We start from the raw sequence: 21517 nt of genomic DNA on the forward strand, positions 1-21517 counted from the left end.
TCGGCTCTAAACAGTTTATCCGCGATCGCATTCTCGATACCGTTCGCAAAGCTGGTAATTGGGGTCACATTCTCAATCTCGGTCACGGTGTCCTACCAGAAACTCCCGAAGAAAATGTCGCTTTCTTTAGATGGATTACGGCAAAAGCTGCTCTTAATTGGAGAATCTTTGGATCAATTCCAGGAAACGGGTGATTATCAACTCCAAGCGATCGCTCAGTTGCGTCATACTCTCCAAAGTTTAATGCCTCAGCCAGAATTACTAGCGTCTTAACAAGTTAGGAGTTAGGAGTTAGGAGTTAGGAGTTAGGAGTTAGGAGTTAGGAGTTAGGAGTTAGGAGTTAGGAGTTAGGAGTTAGGAGTACAGTCTCAGCTTTTTTGTACCTTTTTTAACCTGTCGAACTCACGTTAATATATTCTTTGCTGATGCATTAAGCTACAAAACAAATAAGCACCCGTTCCCGGATGCCTCGTGTAGTTAGTAGTGGCTGGTTCACTTCATTCGTAGGCTAGTGCAGTATTAATAATCATCTGAAGGCTTTGAGGTATCTTGGTATTTGACGACGACTCTCACAGGTCTGTTATAAAAAGCTGACCATGCGATTTGCCCAAATACGTATGTACTGTCAAACCCAAAAGTGTTGTCGTATAAGTTGCTCTTGAATACAGTGTACCATTTGCCATTCGTGTGTCGCACAGCAGTTTCTATACCGAGAATTCTGCTTACATCCAACTTGTGTGGTATTTGAAAGTAGCCGTTAGAGTCGGTATTACCAGTGTAGTAGTAATGCTTGACCTTATAGTCGGTTTGAGCGATGAGACTGTTTTTCTTTGAATTTAGTTCAGGTTTTCGCTCTTGTTGCAGGTTCCTTACCTTAAAGCTGAAAGATTCGTCCCCAACAATAGATGCTATTTGTCGATTTGAATTGCCTTCGACAGTCTTAAAAGCAGCTTGTGTAGGGTTAACGTCTAGCGCAGTCAAGCTTAGGGCGGTGCCTGTGGCAACAAGTGCAAGTTTTTGATAGATGGTTTTCATTTCCTAACCTTTGTTTGAGTTGATTGTTGTCTCGTATCGTTAGTATCCTACATTCCGCACCCTAAGTGTCATAAAAGGGTTTTTACCGATACATACTTTTTGACTTCCCCGCAACTATACTATTTTTCAAAACTATACCTATCAACACTTTAGGTTTTGTTTTAAATATTTTGTCTTTTTATTAAGAAAGTTTTTAACTCAAATCTTTGTAGTTAGGCTTCAGCCCTAACTTGTTTTTTGGGATAAAGCCCAACTACGAACTTAGTTATTATTCCATAAATAAACTAGATTCTACATGAAAAAACTCTCCTAGCTTAAGCGCTTGTTCTGTATTTATCTTTTTTTGTCCATTTAAAATATTATCAATAAAATCTTCTGTTCCTAAAACCGCTACTAAATCATCTCTACTTTTCTCAGATTCCTCTAAAATAAATAACAATATAGATAAAGGATTATTCTGCTGACTTGGCTGATAATACTCTTGCTCAAACTTTTCAATTAAAGTAATCAATAACTGATAAAGTTCGTCTTCTTCTGGGGTGCGTTCCCGGTGCATTAAATCTTCTACTATCGCTAAAGCTTGCTCATTCTCAGCTTCATTTTTTATCAGTTTGGGAAGATAAGCTGTTAATAATTCCTTGTATTTATCTGCATTAAAAGTAAGGGTCATCTTTCCAATTCTCTTTATCGTATTCCCCATGAATCAGGATATTTTTAATATAAATTAACTGTCCTTAATAATCTATACTAACAATCAAGCGATATTTATTTCCTTTAATATTGAAAACTGTAAAATTTTCAACAGCTTCAGCTTTAGGAAAAACCTGCTGTACTTCAACTAAATTTGACCATTTAGCTTTAGTAACAAGTTGATACCAATTGCTTAATGCTTCCTGACAATCTGCATGGGTTTCTGCATATTATCTTAAGATTCTAAAACTAATAATGTGCATCGTCCCTGATCATAAAAAGCCTTTAAATAACTATTTAAAGCAGATCCAGTCGCCTTCTACTTGAGCGATCGCACTTAAAGCTTGATAACGCCAATCGCGTGCAGCAGCTTCACTATTTACGGATAATATACAGAATCTTGTATAAATTCGCAGGTAACTTTATGGCGGAAATTCAAATCGGAATCGAAGGCGAAGACGTACCAGCAGCAGCCGAGGCTTTGCTAGAAATTCCTGGAATATCGGGAAGCTATGAAGTTCCGACGCAAAGAGAGGGAACTTTGGCAGCTATAGCTACTATTATCGGTATTGTGGGCGGTGCTGCGGCTTTAGCTGAACAAATCCGCAAATGGTATCAAGAATGGCATAAATCCCATCCAGGAAAGCAATTTGATGTAATAATTCTTGACCCTGTTACTGGAAACAGGATTTTACTTGAAGAAGCTACCATAGAGGAAATCACGGAAATCCTCAAATCTCTCAGCAAATAAGTGCAAACTATCCGCATTCAACTTCGGGAAAGTACGCAGGAAACAGTTGAACTCAGGTATTGGCTACCTCAAAAGCCCTATGAATCACGTCGCCTGAAATTAGCAGAAATCGATGATTTCCTCAAGCAAGGCGATCGCGATTATTATAAACTGCTGCCTAATTTACTAGGAATCGGGAAGCAGTTATTTTTTTGGTTGGATGGGGATGGACGCTGGTTGAGTCGGGGAATTGCTAACTGTCGCGGTGAGGAGTTGGTAATTGCCATTGATACTGATAAACAACTGGCACATCTACCTTGGGAAGTGCTGCATGATGGTGAGGATTTTTTGGTGAAGCGGGTTAATCCAGTGGTGTTACCTCTGCGCTGGATTGAGAAAGAAACTGAAAGGTTTTCTGTGGAACCACGACAATTGCGAGTATTGTTTATGGCAACCGATCCGGAAGATGTGCAACCAAAGTTAGAGTTTGAACAGGAAGAAGCGAGAATTCTGGCAGATACGCGAGATTTTAATTTAGATTTGCGGGTGGAAGAAAGCGGTTGCGTTAGTGAGTTGGGTAAGGTGTGGAGTCGCTATTTTAATGACTTTGATGTGTTTCACCTCACAGGACACGCGTCAATTACTCCTGCTGAAGCGGAAAAGAACCCCACCCCCAACCCCTCCCCGCAAGCGACGAGGGGAGAAGATTTAAAGCCGAATACGCCTTACTTTATTACGGAGACGGAAATCGGGGAACGCCACGAAACGACAGCCGCAGAACTGGCGGAAGTCTTCCGGTTTCGCTTTCCCAAGTTGGTGTTTTTATCTGGGTGTCGGACTGGACAAGCACCAGATAAAGGCGCTGTCCCTTCAATGGCTGAGGCACTAATTGCCCAAGGGGCGAGGGCGGTTTTAAGTTGGGGGCGACCTGTGGAAGATCGGACAGCTACAGCCGCCGCCGCGCACCTCTACGGGAAATTGGCGGCTGGATATGAATTAGCACAAGCACTCGCTAGCACTTACCAGCAGTTGTTTAAACAGAATGTGCGTGACTGGCATTTGTTGCGGTTATATGTCCAGGGAGAATGTCCCGGTGCGTTGGTGGATGTGGTGGGAGATGTGCCACCCTCAGCGCCGGAACCTGCATATCAACAGTTTTTAGATCCCGATACCCAACTGGTGCGGGTGGCGAAACCCTCTGAGTTTGTTGGGAGACGGCGGACTTTGCAACGTTGTCTCAAAGCAATTCGCACTTCATTAGGGGTACTAATTCACGGACTGGGGGGTGTGGGTAAGAGTACTGTGACGGCGCGACTTCTGGAAAGGATGGTTGGCTATCACAGGCTGGTGAACTTTCGGCAACTCGATGAGGACAAACTGCTCAAAACCCTTGCTGAACAATGTACCTCGGAACGGGGGCATGAAATTCTCAATGGCAAGTTACCCTTGATGCAGCGCCTCACCAAGTTTTTCACTGAAGGACTGAATACCAAAGAACAGCGCTTTGCCTTTGTGCTGGATGACTTTGAGGCTAATTTGGAATTACGAAATGGGGTTTATGTCTTGCAACCACAAGTTGTGGATGTACTGCTGGCGTTGCTGAAGGCGATGCAAAATTCCCAACTTCCCCACAAGGTAATTATTACCTGTCGCTATGATTTCACTTTGTCGGAACTGAATCATCGTCTGTACCGCGAACCTCTGGGGGCTTTGGGTGGGGCAGATTTAATTAAAAAGTATAATCGTCTGGATTCGTTTAATGGCAGTTGGCAATTTCAGCCAGATTTGTCCGAACGTGCCAAAAAAGCAGCAGATGGAAATCCTCGGCTGTTGGAATGGTTGGATAAGATTTTGCAAAATTCACAGAACCCCACCCCGCCTACGGCACCCCTCCCCGCAAGCGAGGAGGGGTATATGAGGGGAGTTGAGATGATTCTGCAAAAGATGGCTGATAAGGAAAAGGAATTTCGTGAGGATATTTTGGCACAGGTATTGCTGAAGCAGCAAACTCCAGCTTTGCGTCAAATGCTGGGGAAGTTGTTGGTGTATGAGTTACCTGTTCCTCTAGCTGCTATTGACCCGATTTGTGAGGATATCTCAAGTTGGGAAAGTCATATTCAACGCGCTGAAATTTTGGGTTTGTTGGAAGTTACCCTCACCAACAACGCAGAGAGGTTGTATCGTGTTCCCCGGATTTTGTCACCGTTGCTAGAGTTTCCAGAAAACCCCAAGGGTGAAGAGTTGTATAAACAAGCTGCACAAATTTTGTATCGTCTGTGGTGGGAAGAGGCGGGAAGTTCTACGGAAGCACAAAAGTTAGAAATTCATCGGTTGGCATTGTTGGGGAAGGATGAAGAAATTGCTGCGAAAATAGCTAGTTCATTGGCAAACCGCTTTTTGTATCAAAGTCGATTTCGAGAAGCAATACATCTGTGTAAATCAACTTTAGAATTTACTAAAAACCATAGTGTTTTCAACGCAATTGCTTATTGTGAACATCAAATGGGTGAGGTTGATCAAGCATTAAACTATTACCAACAAGCTTTAAATCTTTGTCCTGCAAAAGACGAACAAGAATTAGCATCAATTTATCGTAATTTTGGAATGCTAAAATTCCAAAAAGGGGATGTGGATGAAGCGATCGCACTCTACAATCAGTCTTTGGAAATAACTCAACGCATTGGTGATGTCCAAACCAAAGCGGCGACGTTGCATGAGCTGGCAATTTTCTACCAGAACAAAGGGGAAGTGGATGAAGCGATCGCATTCTACAATCAGTCTTTGGAAATAAAAGAACGCATTGGAAATGTACTAGGCAAAGCGGCAACGTTGCACCGACTGGGAATGATCTACGCCAAAAAAGGGGAAGTGGATGAAGCGATCGCACTCTACAATCAGTCTTTGGAAATAACAGAACGCATTGGTAATCTCCAAGGCAAAGCGTCGACGTTGCAATGTCTGGGATTTATCTACGCTGACAAAGGGGAAGTGGAGCAAGCCATCGCACTCTACAATCAGTCTTTGGAAATAACTCAACGCATTGGTGATGTCCAAACCAAAGCGGCGACGTTGCACCAACTGGCAGGTATCTACGCCAAGAAAGAGAAAGTGGATGAAGCGATCGCACTCTACAATCAGTGCTTGGAAGTTTTTGAACATATTGGTGATGCTTATTGGAAAGCACTAACATTGCATAATATAGCAAGTATCTACGCTGACAAAGGGGAAATTGATCAAGCGATCGCACTCTACAATCTGTCTTTGGAAATTGATGAGCGCATTAATATCGAAGGTAAAGCAACGACGTTGCACCAACTAGGAATTCTTTACGCCAAAAAAGGGGAAATGGAGCAAGCGATTGCATTGTACAATCAGTCTTTGGAAATAAATGAACGCATTGGTAATACCCAAGGCAAAGCGGCGACGTTGGACTGTCTGGGACGTATCTACGCCAACAAAGGGGAAGTGGAGCAGGCGATCGCACTCTACAATCAGTCTTTGGAAATAAATGAACGCATTGATAATGTCCAAGGCAAAGCGACGATGTTGCACCAACTGGGAATGATCTACGCTAATAAAGGGGAAGTGGAGCAAGCGATCGCACTCTACAATATGTCTTTGGAAATAAATGAGCGCATTGGTAATGCCCAAGGCAAAGCGGCGACGTTGCACTGTCTGGGATTTATCTACGGCAACAAAGGGGAAGTGGAGCAAGCGATCGCGCTCTACAATCTGTCTTTAGAAATAAGTGAACGCACTGGTAATGTCCAAGACAAAGCGACAACGTTGCACAATCTTGCAGATATTTACGCAAACAAAGGGGAAGTAGATGAAGCGATGGTACTTTATAGTCAGTCTTTGTCAATAAAAGAACGCATTGGTGATGTCCAAGGCAAAGCGGCGACGTTGCACTCTCTGGGATGTATCTACGCCAACAAAGGGGAAGTCGAGCAAGCGCTCGCACTTTTCAATCAGTCTTTGAAAATAACTCAACGCATTGGAGATGTCCAATGCAAAGCAGCAACGTTGCACGAACTGGCCGGTATATGCGCCAACAAAGGGGAAGTGGAGCAAGCGATCGCACTCTACAAGCAAGTCCTTGAAATTGATGAACGCATTGGAAATGTCCAAAGCAAAGCGGCAACGTTGCACTGTCTGGGAATGATCTACGCCAATAAAGGGGAAATGGATGAAGCGCTCGCACTCTATAATCAGTCTTTGGAAATAAATGAACGTATTGGTAATATCCAAACCAAAGCGGCGACGTTGCACCAACTGGGACGTATCTACGCCAAGAAAGGGGAAGTGGAGCAAGCGATCGCACTCTACAATCAGTCTTTGGAAATAAATGAACGCATTGGTGATGTCAAAACCAAAGCGGCGACGTTGAACAATCTGGGATATATCTACGCCAACAAAGGGGAAGTGGAGCAAGCGATCGCACTTTTCAATCAGTCTTTGGAAATAACTCAACGCATTGGTGCTGTCCGAACTCAAGCGAGGACTCTGTGGAGGTTAGGAGATTTGGCAGAACAGCAGGGTGAATACACTAAAGCGATATCCTATTTGCAACCAGCTTTAGAGATTTTGCAGCGATTGAAGTCACCGGATGCTGAAAGTGTGAGTGCAAGTCTTGATAGGATAATTCGTAATTCGTAATTCAGGACAGAGAATCAGGATCTATGCCGAGCGATCGCAATTGTTATGCTTTACTTGATTAATGAATCTTTACAGCTATTTAGGTGAGAGAATCAGGATCTATGCCGAGCGATCGCAACCGTTCTCGTAATAATTGGTTTTCTTGCTGTGCCTGTTGAGCTTTTTGTTCTGCAAGTTTTTCCTTTTCTTCTGGTGTTAAAAACCGTTGCCCTTGTTGGTTATACCAATACATCCACTCCCGTGGTATGCCTAAATAAGTTCCTCGTTCGATGCCAATTCCTAAACCTATTTCTGGGAACCAAACTGGATTACCATCATGTAATTCATAAGCATTGTTAACTAATTTGTAAACTTCTAAACGTGGCTTGCGGCGACGAAATGGGTTGTAAACTACATAATACAAAATCCCCAATCTTGCATATTCTGCTTTTTTAGTCGAGTATTCACCGCGATATGTCTGAGATACCACCTCCAGCACTAATATGGGTAGTTTCTTCTCTTCCCAAAGCACATAACTGGGGCGGAGTCCTTCATCATAAAATCGCTCTACGCCCAAACTCAAAAATCCATCTGGGACTATCGCTGGTAAATCTGGGTCATGATAAATCCCCATATCTACACCAAAAAACCAATCCATGCGCTCTGGCCAAGCCATTGCTAAGGTAGCTTTGAGTAAACCGGGAATTAAATCTTGTAATTCATTATCCACAGGGGTATCGTCAGAGTCTGGCAGTTCCTCAGATGAAGGCAAACAAGCTAATGGATCGTACTTTAGCATGATGGGTTTACTCTTCCTCAGTTATTAGTACATCTTTATTTTATAAATGAATTTTAATAGCAATTTAAATGAGAGAATCAGGATCGATGCCAAGCGATGTCTACGACGGGCTACGCCTACGCACTTTTCAATCAGTCTTTGGAAATAACTGAACGCATTGGTGATGTCCAAACCAAAGCGGCGACGTTGCACGAACTGGGATATATCTACGCCGACAAAGGGGAAGTGGATGAAGCGATGTCTACGACGGGCTACGCCTACGCACTCAACCACCAAAAACCCCACAGCTAGAGACGCGCTACGGGGTGAGAATTGTGGTTGTAGGGGAATCGGGTGATTGAATGCGTGTGATGGGGTTAGTGCAGGTTAGGGTGTTGACTCCGCTTGTATTCTCTTCCTAAATTCAATTAGGGCTTGTTCTTCTGTGCTAACTACAACTCGGTTAGGTTTTGCCCTCATAATTGTTAAATAATGTTGAAAAGCCTCCTCATCATCTGGATGTGTTTTTACATAAGTTCTCAGTTCGGTTTCGCTCAATTGTTCATAGTTACTCATTGAATTAATTCCTCGCCGTTACTTAAAATTTCTACTTGAATTGTTTCGCCTATTAACACTACGATTCTTTGAGAGCGTGTATCATAGCGAGTTAATTCAATTGTTTTTAATAGATTGCTTGCTCGTACACATACGCGGTAGAAGGTTTCTAGCTCAAAGGTAGTCCTATCTCCATTGCCCAATTGACTCGTGCAATTGGTGCTTCTCCAACTATAGTTAGTTTGGGGATTAAATCTTGCTCCAATCGTGTTAAAGCTTGGGGATATTTAGCTGTAATATTACGCCGTGTTTCTTCCAAAGCATGAGGCGAAGTTAGCAAAGCACCGCCATAGGCGGGGAAATCTTAACCGAACCGTATTGAGAGTGTTTTTTAAATAAATCAAAATTGCTGTAATGAGTCTTTGATACTCGTGAGCGAGTCTTTTATACTCGTAAATGAGTCTTTGAGCTTCGTTAATGAACCTCGGAGCTTCGTTCGTGAACCTCGGAGCTTCGTTGATGAACCTCAGAGCTTCATTCGTGAACCTCGGAGCTTTGTGAATGAGTCTTTGAACTCCATTAATGAACCTTTGAGCTTGGTGAATGAACTTCGGAGCTTGGTGAATGAACTTCGGAGCTTGGTGAATGAACTTCGGAGCTTGGTGAATGAACTTCAGAGCTTGGTGAATGAACTTCGGAGCTTGGTGAATGAACTTCAGAGCTTGGTGAATGAACTTCGGAGCTTCGTTGTGGACTTTGTTAATGTAGCAGAATGTTTTTAGAGGATGTTTTAAAAGTGGTCGGCTGTAATTTTAGGCACTTCTAGATCCCCCCTAACCCCCCTTAAAAAGGGGGGAACCGGAATCAATCAATGTTTATATAATCTTAGAGGATGTTTGAAAAGGGCGATTGGAAATCGCGGCTACACAAACAAAGTCCGCCTACGCGGACTAACGAAAAATCAAACTTCTTAACCCACGCAGGTGGGTTTTGTCTGTATAGCCGCGACTTCTAGTCGCCAAGGCTAGTAATAATTTAGATGCTGTAATGAGGCTTTGATATTCGTGGATGAGTCTTTGAACTCCATTTTAGATTAAATCAGGATCTATGCCGAGCGATCGCAACCGTTCTGCTAACAATTGGACGCGTCGCAGTGCTTCTTGTGCTTCTTGTTGAGCAAGCTTTGCCTGTTCTTGTGGTGTAAAAAGCCTTTGCCCTTGCTGATTGTACCAATACAACCACTCGCGGGGAATGCCTAGATAAGTTCCCCGTTCCATGCCAATTCCTAAACCGATCTCTGGCAACCAAATGGGATTACCATCATGTAATTCATAAGCATTATTAACTAATTTGTAAACTTCCAACCGTGGCTTTCGGCGACGATTTGGATTGTAGACTACATAATATAAAATCCCTAATTTCGCATACTCTGATTTTTTAGTAGAGTACTCACCACGATACTTTTGAGATACTACTTCTAGCGCTAATACTGGTACTCTCTTTTCTTCCCAAAGCACATAACTGGGGCGGAGGTTTTCATCATAAAATCGCTCTACGCCCAGACTCAAAAACCCATCTGGTACTATTGGCGGTAAGTCTGGATCGTAATAAATACCCATGTCAACGCCAAAATACCAATCCATGCGTTCAGACCAAGCCATTGCCAAAAGCGCTTTGAGTAAACCGGGAATTAAATCTTGTAATTCGTTATCCACTGGGGTGTCGTCAGAGTCTGGTAGTTCCTCTGATGAGGGCAAACAAGCTAATGGATCGTAATTTAGCATGATGGGCTTACTATTTTTCGGTGATTAAGCTGTTATCTATACAACTTGCATTATCAGGGCGGGCTTTTCGGCCCACCCACAATCATATTGAAAAAATATTAGTGCAAATTCAAGGCGCAACAGCTTAGTACATCTTTATTTTATTAATAAATTTTGATAGCAATTTAGAAAAATGCGAGAGTGTGATTTAACGTGAATTCGACAAAGCTGTCCCTGCTTTGCAATACAATACTCAAAACTATTTCAAACAGATCCAGTCACCTTCTACTTGAGCGATCGCACCACCAGGAAATGGATCAGTTTGCGAACGGTTGGGCGCTATAATTAAAGCCGTTAATTTTTCGATGTGTTCAAAACTGGGCGCATCAGTCAGTATTTGCTGCAATACCTGACGCATCACCCGACGTTGCAACGCCAGTGGTGCTTTCTGCAACACCCGACGATTTAACCTCAAGGGAAAATCAAAGGAGGATGAGGAGGATGAGGGAGATGAGGAGGATGAGGGAGATGAGGAGGATGAGGGAGATGAGGAGGATGAGGAAGATATTTCTCCCTTATCTCCCCCATCTCCCTCATCTCCCCCACCTCCCCCATCTCCCCCCTCTCCCCCATCTCCCCCATCTCCCCCATCTCCCCCATCTCCCCCATCTCCCCCATCTCCCCCATCTCCCCCATCTCCCTCATCTCCCCCATCTCCCCCATCTCCCTCATCTCCCGCATCTCCCCCATCTCCCCCACTTACTCTCATCGCCCCATCCCGCAACTCCTGGGCAGCTGTTTCTAAATATTCCACTTCCGCTTGCAGCAGTTCTGCTGTTTGGGCTAAGGCTGATTCTACTTGGGGGTTGAAATTATCTCGCAAATATGGTATTAATTCTTGGCGAATGCGGTTGCGGGCATATTGCAAATCTTGATTGGTGGAATCTTCCCAAATTGGTAATTTAAATTCTTGACAAAATTGCTCTGTTTGTGTGCGAGTGACTTCTAAAAGTGGACGCACTAGCATAATGCCCGTAGTTAGGAGACGTTGCCAAGTCAGGGCTTGTAAGCCATCAGCACCAGTACCGCGAATTAAATTATAGAGGAGAGTTTCGGCGCGATCGCTGGCGGTGTGTCCTGTAACTATATATTGATAATTATTTGCCTGTGCGATCGCACTTAAAGCTTGATACCGCCAATCGCGTGCAGCAGCTTCACTATTTATCGGTTTGTTCGCTGTTTCTAAATAAAAAGATATACCCCAAGTTTTCGCTAAATTTTCGACGTGATGAGCATTAGCTTCGGAGTCATAACGCCAGCGATGATCGCAGTGGGCAATACCTAAATCCCATCCCCATTTGGATTGTAAATCTAAAAGTAATTTTATTAAACACAGAGAATCTTGTCCGCCGGAAACAGCGACTAATAGCCGCCGGTTGCGCTCGAATAAGTGGCGCGATCGCATTGTGCGATGGATTTTTGCGTGTAGGGGAGTCCATACCATTTTGTTTTTTCAACGCACACAGACACAGATAATTTTCTATTATATCGGTGTCTGTAAACTCGTATATTAGTTTTGACCTTCATTGAGTTGTTGCCGAAGATCGTCGAGGGGAGAGCTTTCCTGTTTGATATTTAATCGATTATCTTCGATTTCAGTTTCATCAGGGCAAAATTCTAAGCGTACTCTAATTTTACCTATTCGCCATTGTTGACCAGGTATTAAAACATAACATTCAAATCCTTCATCAAATACTTTTGACGTTGACGATGTACAGTGTTTTGCCCAAATTTTCTTGACTTCCTTTAATAACTGAAAGACTATTTGAGTGCGGTGTAAATTTTCAAATGCTTCTTGGTGAAAATGCACAACATCATCATCAGGATTTAGAGGTTTCCATTCATCATTCATAATCAATCTCCTGTAACTCTGACTTTTCACGTTATTAGGACTTACGCAAAGGTAAGGTCAAACGAACCACAGAGGACGCAGAGGTCACAGAGGAATGAGAGTTTGAGAGGGTTTTTGCGTAAGTCCTAGTTATATGGAAAAGCTAACGATTGACCTAACCCCGTAGCCCCCTTCCCGACACGGGAAGGGCGAAAATTCAAAGTCTCTCTCCTTGTAGGAGAGAGAAATAGAAGTGAGGTTTTCCAGATACCGTGAAAAGTCAGCTGTAACTACATTTACAGGACTTACGCAAAATAATCAAAAAACGAACCGCAAAGGCGAGTGCGTCTCCCCCTGAAAGAAGGACACAAAGGACACAAAGTAATAAGAGTTTCAGAGAGTTATTGCGTAGGTCCTAATTTATAGTTCCCAAGAGATCGAAATTAATTGCTTGGATTTGACTTGAAGCCACAACTTGTTTAATTGTCAACCTTAGTTGTGGGGAAGTAATAAAGAGTCGTAAGTATCAAGTGTTGATTGCAATTAATTTTACTCAGCACTGTTTCGGTGAGGGACATTATACATCATAAATTTTTGTTGTAATTAGTGCAGGGTAGAGCTAGCGTAAAATGGACAATTTGACAATCTTTAATACTAAAACTACTTGGCGTATAGTCATAATCTGTCCGCACGCAAGAAGAACGCAAGACACTTAAAATATGGTTCAGAATCTCGAAAGAACACGCCAGAGTGCAAGGTTTCCAGAAACTGCACCGGCTGCTAACCCCGTATTTTTTAGAACCTATAGCCGCCGCACCAAGGCGGGACTAAGGGAAACATGGGATGAGGTGTGCGATCGCACTCTACTCGGCTTAATCAAGTTGGGAAAGTTAACTCCCGAAGAAACTGCCATACTGGATAAGATGCAGCGCAACTTGAAAGCTATGCCCAGTGGACGCTGGCTATGGGTTGGTGGTACAGACTGGATAACCAAGCCAAAGAATTTTTCCGGGGCTTATAATTGCACCTCTACCAATCTCCAAGACTGGAGTGCCTTTGGATTAATGATGGATTTAGCAATGATGGGTTGTGGTACTGGAGGCGTCTTAGAACCACAATTTATTAACCAGTTACCCCCCATCCGTAATCAACTGAATGTCATTGTTCAAGGTGAAATTGGCAGCACTCCTGTGCAACAACGGCGTGAATATACTGAAACTCATATAGAAGGCAATAACGTCACTATTCACGTTGGAGATAGCCGTGAAGGTTGGGTTGAATCATATCAAGCCCTATTAGAACTTTCCACTGATGAACAATTTTCAGCAGAAGTTGAAGTATTAGTTGATATCAGCGATGTTAGAAAATCAGGAGAAACTCTCAACGGCTTTGGAGGAGTTGCGAATCCGGTAAAATTGCCCGGACTTTATCAGCGTTGTGCCTCCATCTTGAATAAAGCTTTAGGACGACAATTAAATTCAGTTGAATGCTGTCTGTTAATCGACCAGGCTGCTGTAACAATTGTTGCCGGTAACATTCGGCGATCAGCTGGTATGAGGCAAGGTTCTAGCGAAGATAGTTTGTTCGCCGATGCCAAAGATAACTTATGGCAGCAAGATAAAAGTGGCAACTGGCGAATTGATCCAGAGCGTGATGCACTCAGGATGGCAAATCACACCAGAGTTTTTCACCGCAAGCCGACGTTAGAAGAATGTGTTGGTGCTGTCCGCAAACAATATTATAGTGGCGAGGGAGCGATTCAATGGGCTGGTGAAGCTGTGGCGCGATCGAACATTGATTTGCTGCCAACACAATCTCTAAAAGTTAGTTTTTTGCAAGCTTATGAACAAGGAACAGCAAAAGAGTGGTTAAAAAAACGTTATCCAAATCTTGATTCTAATGAGCTAGAACATCGTTTGCAGCGATATGCTTTAAATCCATGCGGAGAAATAGTAGGCGCCAACTTCCATTGTGTGAGTGGTGATACCTTGCTTATCACTAGAGATGGAATGCATAAAATCAAAGATGTTGTTGGAGGTGAAATTGAAATTTGGAATGGTCAAAAATGGAGCCAAGTAACACCATTTAAAACTGGTAGCGAACGCAAGCTATATCGAGTCAAATTTGCAGATGGTACTTACTTGGATGCAACCGAATATCATCGCTTCTTTGTAAAGGATAGATTTGAGAAAGAATACAAAGAAGTCCAAACCAAGGATTTGATGGATGTTAGTAGATATGCCATTCATACCGAGCCTTTTACTATTCAGTATGAAGATGGATTAAACATCGATCCAAGTTATGCCTATACTTTGGGAGTAGCTGTGGGAGATGGCACTACAGACCAAAATGGTAATGCCAAAGTTAGGCTTTATAAACAGAAAGCAGCTTTATCTGTAATCGGAAGTAAGTCTCCTGAAAGAAACTATGACTACTTGCCGACTTTTAGAGATGTAACAGACTTAGGTTTTTCTGGAGAATTTTTAAAGAGTTTAAAAACAAATCCAGAGTCACTGAATGTAATTGCTAGTTGGAATCGCCCAGCAATTTTGCACTTTATCGCTGGTTTAGCAGATACAGATGGCACAAATACACATAGCAATGGCATTAGGATTTACATCTCTGATTACGAACGTGCATATCGAGTGCAGTTATTGCTAACTAAATGCGGTATTCGTTCTTCTTTAAATCTCTGCGCTCATAAAGGGTCAGTAACTAACTATGGTGTTCGCAGTCAAGATTTATACTACTTGCAAATTACTGACTGTGGACAAATTCCTTGCCAGCGTTTGGATGTGAGCAAAGGGTGTGACTCCAAATACAAAGGTAAATGGCAAATAGTCAGAGGTGTGGAAGAATTGCCAAGCTTGCACGATACTTATTGCTTTAATGAACCTGAATATCACAAAGGAGTATTTGGCAATACCCTAACTGGCAATTGCAATTTGTCAGAGGTTCACCTTAATCAAATTGACCCACATAACTACAAAGAACAAGAGGAGGCTTTCACTGCTGGGGCGCTATCTGTAGCAGCACTTTTAAATCATAAATTCCTGGAACCACGCTATCAATACAGCCGTGAATTAGACCCGATTGTCGGAGTTTCTTTTACAGGTTTATTTGATTTCTTTGTCCATGCTTTTGGTGTTCATTGGCTGCGCTGGTGGGAAGAAGGAAGACCCGCAACTGCACAAGGATTAGCTTTTAAGCAAGAGGAAGAAAAATATCTAAGTTCTTGGAGAGATATTGTACATCGGGTAGTTTGGGATTATTGCGATCGCCACAATCTCAAGCGTCCAAATCGCTGTACCACAGTTCAACCCAGTGGTACTAAGGCTTTGTTAACTAATGCTAGTTCAGGGTGGCATCCCCCCAAGGCGCAAAGATTTATTCGCCGGATCACCTTCGGCAAAAATGACCCAGTAGCCTTAGCTTGTATTGACTATGGTTACAATGTTATTCCCTCTCAATCTGACAAAGATGAACAGGGTAATTTGCTCAATGATCCCTTTGATTCACGAGTGACTGAGTGGCTAGTGGAAATCCCTGTTTCTGTAACTTGGGCTGATTTATCTGGGGCTGATGAAATTGATATTTCTAAGTTTTCAGCCTTAGCTCAATTTGATTTTGTCCTCCAGGTTCAGCGTTGGTACGTGACTCACAACACATCAGCTACTTTGGAACTTCGCTCTGATGAAATCGAACCTTTGGGGCAGCGGATCTACGAAACGATCCAGAATGATGAGGGATATATTTCAGCAGCCCTTTTAGCCCGTTTTGACGATTTGCAATCATTCCCACGTTTGCCCTTTGAACCAATAGACAAATCAACCTACGATCGCTTAACTCAAGAGGTGAAAGCACGACGCAAAACAGATGACTTCTGTGCAGTGTTAAGCCGCTACGATTTAGGCGAAATGACAGAGGCTGGCCCTAGTGGTTGTGATTCTGACAAGTGTATGTTTCCTGATCAGCAACCAAGCTGATAAGGGGAAGTGAGTGGGGATGAGGGATTGGGGATTGGGGATTGGGGATTGGGGATTGGGGATTGGGGGAGATGAGGGAGATGGGGGAGATGAGGGAGATGGGGGAGATGAGGGAGATGAGGGGGATGAGGGGGATGAGGGGAATAACCAATGCTCAATGCCCAATGCTTTAACACGTTACGATCAATTAAGAAGTAATAATTTTTTACGGCAGTGCCAGGAGTCTCTCAATGTTCATTGATGAATTGTCACCTATATTCAAAGAATTTACTCAACATCCAGTCTCATTTGTGAGTGGGTTCTTCTCTGGTGTGCTTCGGCTCAATCTTGCAGATGATCCCGTTAAAGGCTGGCTAGATAAACAAATCTGCTCAAATAGTTACACCAGCAAGACTATGGACGCACATAATGGCAAAGCCACTGGCCCTCAGCAGATTTCGATTGACTAAATTTTGAACGTATCGCGGCAGTCCCTACCCTCAACTTTTAGTAGGGTAGGGATCAGAGCGGGTTATTGGAACGAAGTGGAAATAACCAATCCATATTTATTCGATTGGCGCATCTTGATCTTTAATATATTGTTTTAATTTGTCGATTGGTGCGCCTCCACTTGACGCAACATAATAAGAGCTAGACCAAAACAGGGGTTTCCAGTAAAACTTGTCAATATGCTCTTTAAATTCTTTACGAATAACCCTACTACTAGCAGACTTTAAACTAGAAGTGAAATCAGAAATATTATTGTCTGGATGGTAATCTACCAACAAATGAACATGGTCTTGTTCGCCTGAGAATTCTATCAAAATGCAATTAGTTTTAATGCAAATATTTGCAAAAATCTCGTGCATCCTCTCAAGGATTGGTGCGGTAATTACTTTTTTGCGATACTTGGTAACAAAAACAAAGTGCAAGTGAATCGAGAAAACAGCGTGTGACCCTTTACGAGGAAGCATTTGACAAATAACCGTGTCCGATGTATTATGACTAATATACCAGATTCTTGGAGGGGAAAAACATCCTGTGGCAACAAGACGAATGACTTTCAGGTTATACCCAAACGAGAAAACTGAATCAATTTTGCGGTATCACCGAAAGCTCCATAAGGACTTGTACAATGCCGCAGTAAATAACAGATTTAACCAGTACAAAATCTATAATCACAAAGTTGATTATTTTGAGCAGCAAAACTGTTTACCTGCGTTTAAAGAGGTTTGGATAGAATATAAAGAGCTTCCAAGTCATGCACTACAGGCAACCTTAAAACGTGTTGATTATGCCTTTGAGCGTTGGTTTAAGGGATTGGGTAAACGACCTAGATTCAAATCAATTCGCCACTATTCAGGTTGGACTTATCCAGACTGTGCAGGTTTTAAGGTAGAGTCAGACGGAGAAAATGGGTATCTCAATTTGTCTAAAATTGGACTTATTCAGATGCGTGGTCAAGCTAAGTATTGGGGTAAACCAACTACTTGCACTATTCTTGATCGCAGTGGGAAATGGTATGCCTCGATTACTGTTAACGTATTAGACCAAATTCTTAAGCCAGAGATTCTACCAGTTGGTGCTGTTGGTATTGATCTGGGGTGTAAATCTGCGTTATCAATTACTGACGGTGAAAATCATCAACAAATAGATGCTCCTAAGTTTTTGAGAAGCGCAGAATATTTAATCAAGAAAGCTTCTATTGACAAGAGGCGTAAACGTGCGCCGAATAGAAAGAAAAAAATAAAAGCTTCTAGACGGTTCAAAAAAGCTCAATCAAAGGTTAGCAAACTTAACCACAAAGTTGCTAACCAACGCCAGAATTGGGTACACCAAATCGCCACACAAATAACCCGCAGTAATAGCATGGTGGCGACTGAAAAGTTAGAAGTTAAAAACATGACTAGTAGGGCTAAAAAAGGCAAGCGCAAAAAACAGAAGGCTGGGCTAAACAAGTCTATTCTTGATGTTGGTTTTGGTATGTTGCGTAGCACCATCAAATACAAAGTAGAACAGACTGGTGGTGTATTTATCGAGGTTCCTTTGCGCGAAGTAAAACCCTCTCAAACCTGTCCTAAATGTGGACACCAGCACAAAAAAACACTCGATATCCGAGTACATGAGTGCAGTGTTTGTACATATTCACAAGATAGGGATATCGCTGCTGCCGAGGTTATGCTTTATTGGGCTAAAGGTACTCTACCGGGATTGGGAACCAGTCTCGTAGGCGCTGATCTTGCTAGCTCTACCTCACATAAGAGCAAACAAGCAGGAAGTATGAGGCAACTAGGGGAAAAGAAGCGTCGGAAATCTCAAAGTAATTTCGCTAAAAACAGGTTAGAGGATGTAGAAACCTCGCTTCTCAGGCGAAGCCAGCTAGAGGTAGTTCATAAAGTATAAGCATCGAAATATGGAATCCCTAATCTCTCGTATGCACGCGGTACAGTCACCGATTATTCCTGTGGTTGGCGAACTGATTAAAAATTCTCCTGGAACAATCTCTCTAGGACAAGGTGTTGTTTCTTACAACCCACCACTGGAAGCGAGAGAATTTTTATCCAAATTCCTGGCTGAACCAAGCAATAATCTATACAAATCAGTTGAGGGAATTCCCCCATTACTGACAACACTCGCTGAAAAATTGCAAGCCTTCAACGCCATTGAAATCAATGGGGAAAACTGCATTGTCGTGACAGCAGGGAGCAATATGGGATTTATGAATGCCATTCTTGCTATCACTAGCCCAGGTGACGAAGTTATTTTGAATACACCCTACTATTTTAATCACGAAATGGCGATCGCAATGGCTGGTTGTCGTGCTGTGTTAGTGGCGACAGACGAAAATTACCAACTGCGAACAGAAGCGATCGCTCAAGCAATTACTCCCAAAACACGGGCTGTAGTCACAATTTCACCAAATAATCCAACTGGAGTCGTCTATTCTGAAACAGCATTGCGCCAAGTAAATCAAATTTGCGGTACTCACAGTATTTACCACATCAGCGATGAAGCCTATGAATACTTTACCTATAACGGGGTAAAACATATTTCCCCTGGTGCATTTGATAATAGTAGTGAGTACACTATTTCTCTCTATAGCCTTTCCAAAGCATACGGCTTTGCTAGCTGGCGCATTGGCTACATGGTGATTCCCAAACACCTACTTGTCGCCGTCAAAAAAGTCCAGGATACAATTTTGATTTGTCCACCAGTCATTTCTCAATATGCAGCTTTAGGAGCATTGCAGGCGAAAGAGGAGTATTTGAAGAGTAATATAGGAGCGTTGGCGCAGCCAGCCGTAGGCATCGCTCAAGTACGCCAACTAGTATTAGACTCCCTTAATCAGCTACAAGGCTTATGTACCATTACCCCCGCTAATGGCGCCTTCTATTTTTTCCTCAAAGTTCATAGCCAAATGAATGCTTTTGAGTTAGTCAAAAGACTTATCCAGGAATATAAAGTAGCAGTTATTCCAGGTACAACTTTTGGTATGGATAATGGCTGCTATTTACGCGTTGCTTATGGGGCGCTGCAAAAAGAGACAGCAAAAGAAGGTATAGAGAGATTAGTGCAAGGTCTGGAAACTATAGTTAGGAGCAGGGATTCAATGCAAGGATTTTAGACTTGTAGTGAGCGTTCAGTCGAACGATTTTAGATTTTTCCTTCAATCCCAAATATAAAATTTAACAGATGCCAATTATTCATAAGTTAATTGAAATTGAAACTAAGCCAAAAATTAATATTCATAATATCACGCCACAAATTAAAGATTTTATTGCTTCAGCATCAATTAAAAATGGGCAAGTTTTAGTATTTTCTCAACACACGACAACAGCGTTATCTATCAACGAAAATGAAGTCAGATTATTAGAAGATATAAAAATATTTTTGCAAAAGTTAGCACCTGAATCAGACAGCTATTTGCATAATGACTTGCATCTAAGGGATGTTCCAGAAGATGAACCGATTAATGCTCACTCTCATTTAATGGCAATGATGCTGACCACTAGTGAGATAATTCCCATTGTGGATGGTAAATTAGCTTTGGGAACCTGGCAATCTGTGTTGTTTTTTGAGTTAGATGGGCCGCGTAAAAGAACAGTATTTGTACAAATTTCTGGGGAATAATCCAACTTCACATATACCAATTTTGGATTTTAGTATGACTTACGCAAAGGCAACGGAAAACGAACCACAGAGGACGCAGAGTTCACGGAGGAATGAGAGTTTGAGAGGGTTTTTGCGTAAGTCCTATTTAGATTAAAAGTCATCTCAATTTAGTATTAGTTATGAAAAATAACGATAATTTTGTATTACGTAATACTTGGTACTATGCTCTGCCTAGTAATCAAATTAAGCCAGGTATGATGATCAGCCGCATTTTCTTGGGAGAACCAGTGCTGTTAATTCGTGACCAGGATGGCAAAGTGTCTGCAATGACCGACATTTGTCCCCATCGTGGTGTGCCCCTGAGTTGTGGTAGATTCAATGGGCAGGAAGTTGAATGCTGTTACCACGGTTGGCGCTTTAACTCGGCTGGACGCTGTACTGCCATACCTTCTCTTGTGGAAGAACAGCAGATGGATTTGAGTCGCTTCGACGTGCAGTCATATACAGTTCGCGAAGCCCAAGGGAATATCTGGATATACATGGCTGATCCCGATAACCCTCAACCTGCTTCTGAGATGGAAATTCCAGTAATTCCTGGGTTTGACGATCGCTCTCACCAGTTCGTAGAGGTGGTAAAATTCCCCTGTTTTATAGATCATGCAGTGGTAGGTCTGATGGATCCGGCTCATTCACCCTACGTTCATCGCGCTTGGTGGTGGCGAAATGAGCAATTGCACGAAGAAGTGAAGCAATTTGATGCTTCGCCCTACGGCTTTACGATGCGACGACACCGATTACCAGCCAATGGGGGTCGATTATATTGGCTGATTGGCGGTGGTGTCCCGGAAACAGAGATTTCCTTTCGTTTACCTGGAGTCAGAATCGAAGAAACCACCATTGGTAACAATCGAGTCGTTAATTTGACAGCAGTTACACCGATTTCAGACACAGAAACTGAGGTAACTTTTGCTCTTTACTGGACACTTCCTTGGGTGGGATTTTTCAAGCCACTGTTACACGTGCTGGCGCGGACTTTCATTGGCCAAGACCGAACGGTTGTAGAAAAACAGCAAATTGGTTTGAAATATAATCCGGTGCTGCGATTGATTAAGGACTCAGATATGCAAGCGCAGTGGTATTACCAATTGAAGCGGGAATATGCTCGATCTGTTGCTGAAGAACGAGAATTTGTGAATCCTGTCAAGGGTCAAATACTCCGTTGGCGTGCTTAAATTAAGTAGGGCTTGCTGAAAAAGAAAGAAAAGGTGACAGTATCTAAATTATCAGACTCTAGAAGTATATTCAGGTGCAAGACAAGGAGGTAAAATAGCCCAAAATACTTGCATCACAGTGGACAAA

21 protein-coding genes and 1 pseudogene are annotated in these 21517 nt (G+C 42.5%); 11 read left to right on the forward strand and 11 right to left on the reverse strand.

Annotated features, from left to right (window positions below):
- Positions 1 to 194, forward strand: a 194-nt coding sequence (locus LC605_RS21720; RefSeq protein ID WP_306426876.1) for a uroporphyrinogen decarboxylase family protein, incomplete at its 5' end; no start/stop codon positions are given.
- A gap of 325 nt (positions 195 to 519) precedes the next feature.
- On the opposite strand, the gene LC605_RS21725 is transcribed toward LC605_RS21720, so the two are convergent.
- The 3 genes and pseudogenes from LC605_RS21725 to LC605_RS21735 form a co-directional block, all read right to left on the reverse strand.
- Positions 520 to 1035, reverse strand: coding sequence for a hypothetical protein (locus tag LC605_RS21725; RefSeq protein ID WP_229549604.1), 516 nt, complete (start codon positions 1033 to 1035; stop codon positions 520 to 522).
- 268 nt (positions 1036 to 1303) lie between these two features.
- Positions 1304 to 1705: a type II toxin-antitoxin system HigA family antitoxin gene (locus LC605_RS21730; RefSeq protein WP_229549605.1), complete on the reverse strand. Its 402-nt coding sequence runs from the start codon at positions 1703 to 1705 to the stop codon at positions 1304 to 1306.
- A pseudogene (locus tag LC605_RS21735) lies at positions 1689 to 1988 on the reverse strand (type II toxin-antitoxin system HigB family toxin). Before LC605_RS21735 ends, LC605_RS21730 begins: the two are co-directional and overlap by 17 nt.
- A gap of 161 nt (positions 1989 to 2149) precedes the next feature.
- Between LC605_RS21735 and LC605_RS21740 the strand changes: the two are divergent.
- On the forward strand, positions 2150 to 2476 hold the full coding sequence (locus tag LC605_RS21740) for a hypothetical protein (protein WP_229549606.1): 327 nt from the start codon (positions 2150 to 2152) through the stop codon (positions 2474 to 2476).
- Positions 2477 to 7114, forward strand: a complete 4638-nt coding sequence (locus LC605_RS21745; RefSeq protein ID WP_229549607.1) for a tetratricopeptide repeat protein — start codon at positions 2477 to 2479, stop codon at positions 7112 to 7114. It begins immediately after the preceding gene.
- 79 nt (positions 7115 to 7193) lie between these two features.
- On the opposite strand, the gene LC605_RS21750 is transcribed toward LC605_RS21745, so the two are convergent.
- Positions 7194 to 7892 carry a Uma2 family endonuclease gene (locus tag LC605_RS21750; protein WP_229549608.1) on the reverse strand — a complete coding sequence of 233 codons (699 nt, stop codon included), beginning with the start codon at positions 7890 to 7892 and terminating at the stop codon, positions 7194 to 7196.
- Positions 7893 to 7988: 96 nt separating this feature from the next.
- On the opposite strand from LC605_RS21750, the gene LC605_RS21755 reads away from it, so the two are divergent.
- Positions 7989 to 8183, forward strand: coding sequence for a hypothetical protein (locus LC605_RS21755; protein WP_229549609.1), 195 nt, complete (start codon positions 7989 to 7991; stop codon positions 8181 to 8183).
- A 75-nt stretch (positions 8184 to 8258) separates the two neighbouring features.
- On the opposite strand, the gene LC605_RS21760 is transcribed toward LC605_RS21755, so the two are convergent.
- The 6 genes from LC605_RS21760 to LC605_RS21785 form a co-directional block, all read right to left on the reverse strand.
- A complete protein-coding gene (locus LC605_RS21760) occupies positions 8259 to 8447 on the reverse strand; it encodes a hypothetical protein (RefSeq protein ID WP_229549610.1) in 189 nt (62 codons plus the stop codon).
- Complete coding sequence (locus LC605_RS21765; protein WP_229549611.1) at positions 8444 to 8629, reverse strand: hypothetical protein; 186 nt, start codon at positions 8627 to 8629, stop codon at positions 8444 to 8446. The genes LC605_RS21760 and LC605_RS21765 overlap by 4 nt, the downstream gene beginning before the upstream one ends.
- A complete protein-coding gene (locus tag LC605_RS21770; RefSeq protein WP_229549612.1) occupies positions 8596 to 8766 on the reverse strand; it encodes a hypothetical protein in 171 nt (56 codons plus the stop codon). Before LC605_RS21770 ends, LC605_RS21765 begins: the two co-directional genes overlap by 34 nt.
- Before the next feature lie 748 nt (positions 8767 to 9514).
- Complete coding sequence (locus tag LC605_RS21775; RefSeq protein WP_229549613.1) at positions 9515 to 10210, reverse strand: Uma2 family endonuclease; 696 nt, start codon at positions 10208 to 10210, stop codon at positions 9515 to 9517.
- Positions 10211 to 10448: 238 nt separating this feature from the next.
- Positions 10449 to 11693: a tRNA lysidine(34) synthetase TilS gene (gene tilS, locus LC605_RS21780; RefSeq protein ID WP_229549614.1), complete on the reverse strand. Its 1245-nt coding sequence runs from the start codon at positions 11691 to 11693 to the stop codon at positions 10449 to 10451.
- Between the two features lie 66 nt (positions 11694 to 11759).
- Positions 11760 to 12101, reverse strand: a complete 342-nt coding sequence (locus LC605_RS21785) for a KGK domain-containing protein (RefSeq protein ID WP_229549615.1) — start codon at positions 12099 to 12101, stop codon at positions 11760 to 11762.
- A 698-nt stretch (positions 12102 to 12799) separates the two neighbouring features.
- Here LC605_RS21785 and nrdJ point away from each other — a divergent pair.
- Genes nrdJ through LC605_RS21800 form a run of 3 tightly spaced genes read left to right on the forward strand, consistent with a single transcriptional unit; the run spans position 12800 to position 16515 of the window.
- Positions 12800 to 16066 (forward strand): ribonucleoside-triphosphate reductase, adenosylcobalamin-dependent, encoded by a 3267-nt coding sequence (gene nrdJ, locus LC605_RS21790; protein ID WP_229549616.1) that lies wholly within the window; start codon positions 12800 to 12802, stop codon positions 16064 to 16066.
- A gap of 19 nt (positions 16067 to 16085) precedes the next feature.
- Positions 16086 to 16307 carry a hypothetical protein gene (locus LC605_RS21795; protein ID WP_229549617.1) on the forward strand — a complete coding sequence of 74 codons (222 nt, stop codon included), beginning with the start codon at positions 16086 to 16088 and terminating at the stop codon, positions 16305 to 16307.
- Positions 16297 to 16515, forward strand: coding sequence for a hypothetical protein (locus tag LC605_RS21800; protein ID WP_229549618.1), 219 nt, complete (start codon positions 16297 to 16299; stop codon positions 16513 to 16515). The genes LC605_RS21795 and LC605_RS21800 overlap by 11 nt, the downstream gene beginning before the upstream one ends.
- Before the next feature lie 96 nt (positions 16516 to 16611).
- Here LC605_RS21800 and tnpA read toward each other — a convergent pair whose 3' ends face one another.
- Positions 16612 to 17019, reverse strand: a complete 408-nt coding sequence (tnpA, locus tag LC605_RS21805; RefSeq protein WP_229549619.1) for an IS200/IS605 family transposase — start codon at positions 17017 to 17019, stop codon at positions 16612 to 16614.
- Positions 17020 to 17101: 82 nt separating this feature from the next.
- Between tnpA and LC605_RS21810 the strand changes: the two genes are divergently transcribed.
- The 4 genes from LC605_RS21810 to LC605_RS21825 all read left to right on the forward strand — a co-directional run bounded on the left by LC605_RS21810 (position 17102) and on the right by LC605_RS21825 (position 21390).
- Positions 17102 to 18448, forward strand: coding sequence for a transposase (locus tag LC605_RS21810; protein WP_229549620.1), 1347 nt, complete (start codon positions 17102 to 17104; stop codon positions 18446 to 18448).
- Between the two features lie 10 nt (positions 18449 to 18458).
- On the forward strand, positions 18459 to 19670 hold the full coding sequence (locus tag LC605_RS21815; RefSeq protein WP_229549621.1) for a pyridoxal phosphate-dependent aminotransferase: 1212 nt from the start codon (positions 18459 to 18461) through the stop codon (positions 19668 to 19670).
- Positions 19671 to 19738: 68 nt separating this feature from the next.
- Positions 19739 to 20176: a secondary thiamine-phosphate synthase enzyme YjbQ gene (locus tag LC605_RS21820; protein ID WP_229549622.1), complete on the forward strand. Its 438-nt coding sequence runs from the start codon at positions 19739 to 19741 to the stop codon at positions 20174 to 20176.
- 161 nt (positions 20177 to 20337) lie between these two features.
- Positions 20338 to 21390 (forward strand): aromatic ring-hydroxylating dioxygenase subunit alpha, encoded by a 1053-nt coding sequence (locus tag LC605_RS21825; RefSeq protein WP_229549623.1) that lies wholly within the window; start codon positions 20338 to 20340, stop codon positions 21388 to 21390.
- Positions 21391 to 21517: the final 127 nt, after the last annotated feature.

The sequence above is a fragment of the Nostoc sp. CHAB 5836 genome (assembly GCF_020829445.1).
GTDB lineage: Bacteria > Cyanobacteriota > Cyanobacteriia > Cyanobacteriales > Nostocaceae > Nostoc.

Coding starts and splice junctions, on each gene's coding strand:
- LC605_RS21730 (WP_229549605.1), bottom strand. CDS start 1,705: ATGACCCTTACTTTTAATGCAGATAAATACAAGGAATTATTAACAGCT.
- LC605_RS21775 (WP_229549613.1), bottom strand. CDS start 10,210: ATGCTAAATTACGATCCATTAGCTTGTTTGCCCTCATCAGAGGAACTA.
- LC605_RS21760 (WP_229549610.1), bottom strand. CDS start 8,447: ATGAGTAACTATGAACAATTGAGCGAAACCGAACTGAGAACTTATGTA.
- LC605_RS21825 (WP_229549623.1), top strand. CDS start 20,338: ATGAAAAATAACGATAATTTTGTATTACGTAATACTTGGTACTATGCT.
- LC605_RS21810 (WP_229549620.1), top strand. CDS start 17,102: ATGACTTTCAGGTTATACCCAAACGAGAAAACTGAATCAATTTTGCGG.
- tnpA (WP_229549619.1), bottom strand. CDS start 17,019: ATGCTTCCTCGTAAAGGGTCACACGCTGTTTTCTCGATTCACTTGCAC.
- LC605_RS21725 (WP_229549604.1), bottom strand. CDS start 1,035: ATGAAAACCATCTATCAAAAACTTGCACTTGTTGCCACAGGCACCGCC.
- LC605_RS21820 (WP_229549622.1), top strand. CDS start 19,739: ATGCCAATTATTCATAAGTTAATTGAAATTGAAACTAAGCCAAAAATT.
- LC605_RS21785 (WP_229549615.1), bottom strand. CDS start 12,101: ATGAATGATGAATGGAAACCTCTAAATCCTGATGATGATGTTGTGCAT.
- LC605_RS21755 (WP_229549609.1), top strand. CDS start 7,989: ATGTCTACGACGGGCTACGCCTACGCACTTTTCAATCAGTCTTTGGAA.
- tilS (WP_229549614.1), bottom strand. CDS start 11,693: ATGGTATGGACTCCCCTACACGCAAAAATCCATCGCACAATGCGATCG.
- LC605_RS21750 (WP_229549608.1), bottom strand. CDS start 7,892: ATGCTAAAGTACGATCCATTAGCTTGTTTGCCTTCATCTGAGGAACTG.
- LC605_RS21740 (WP_229549606.1), top strand. CDS start 2,150: ATGGCGGAAATTCAAATCGGAATCGAAGGCGAAGACGTACCAGCAGCA.
- LC605_RS21800 (WP_229549618.1), top strand. CDS start 16,297: ATGTTCATTGATGAATTGTCACCTATATTCAAAGAATTTACTCAACAT.
- nrdJ (WP_229549616.1), top strand. CDS start 12,800: ATGGTTCAGAATCTCGAAAGAACACGCCAGAGTGCAAGGTTTCCAGAA.
- LC605_RS21795 (WP_229549617.1), top strand. CDS start 16,086: ATGAGGGATTGGGGATTGGGGATTGGGGATTGGGGATTGGGGATTGGG.
- LC605_RS21815 (WP_229549621.1), top strand. CDS start 18,459: ATGGAATCCCTAATCTCTCGTATGCACGCGGTACAGTCACCGATTATT.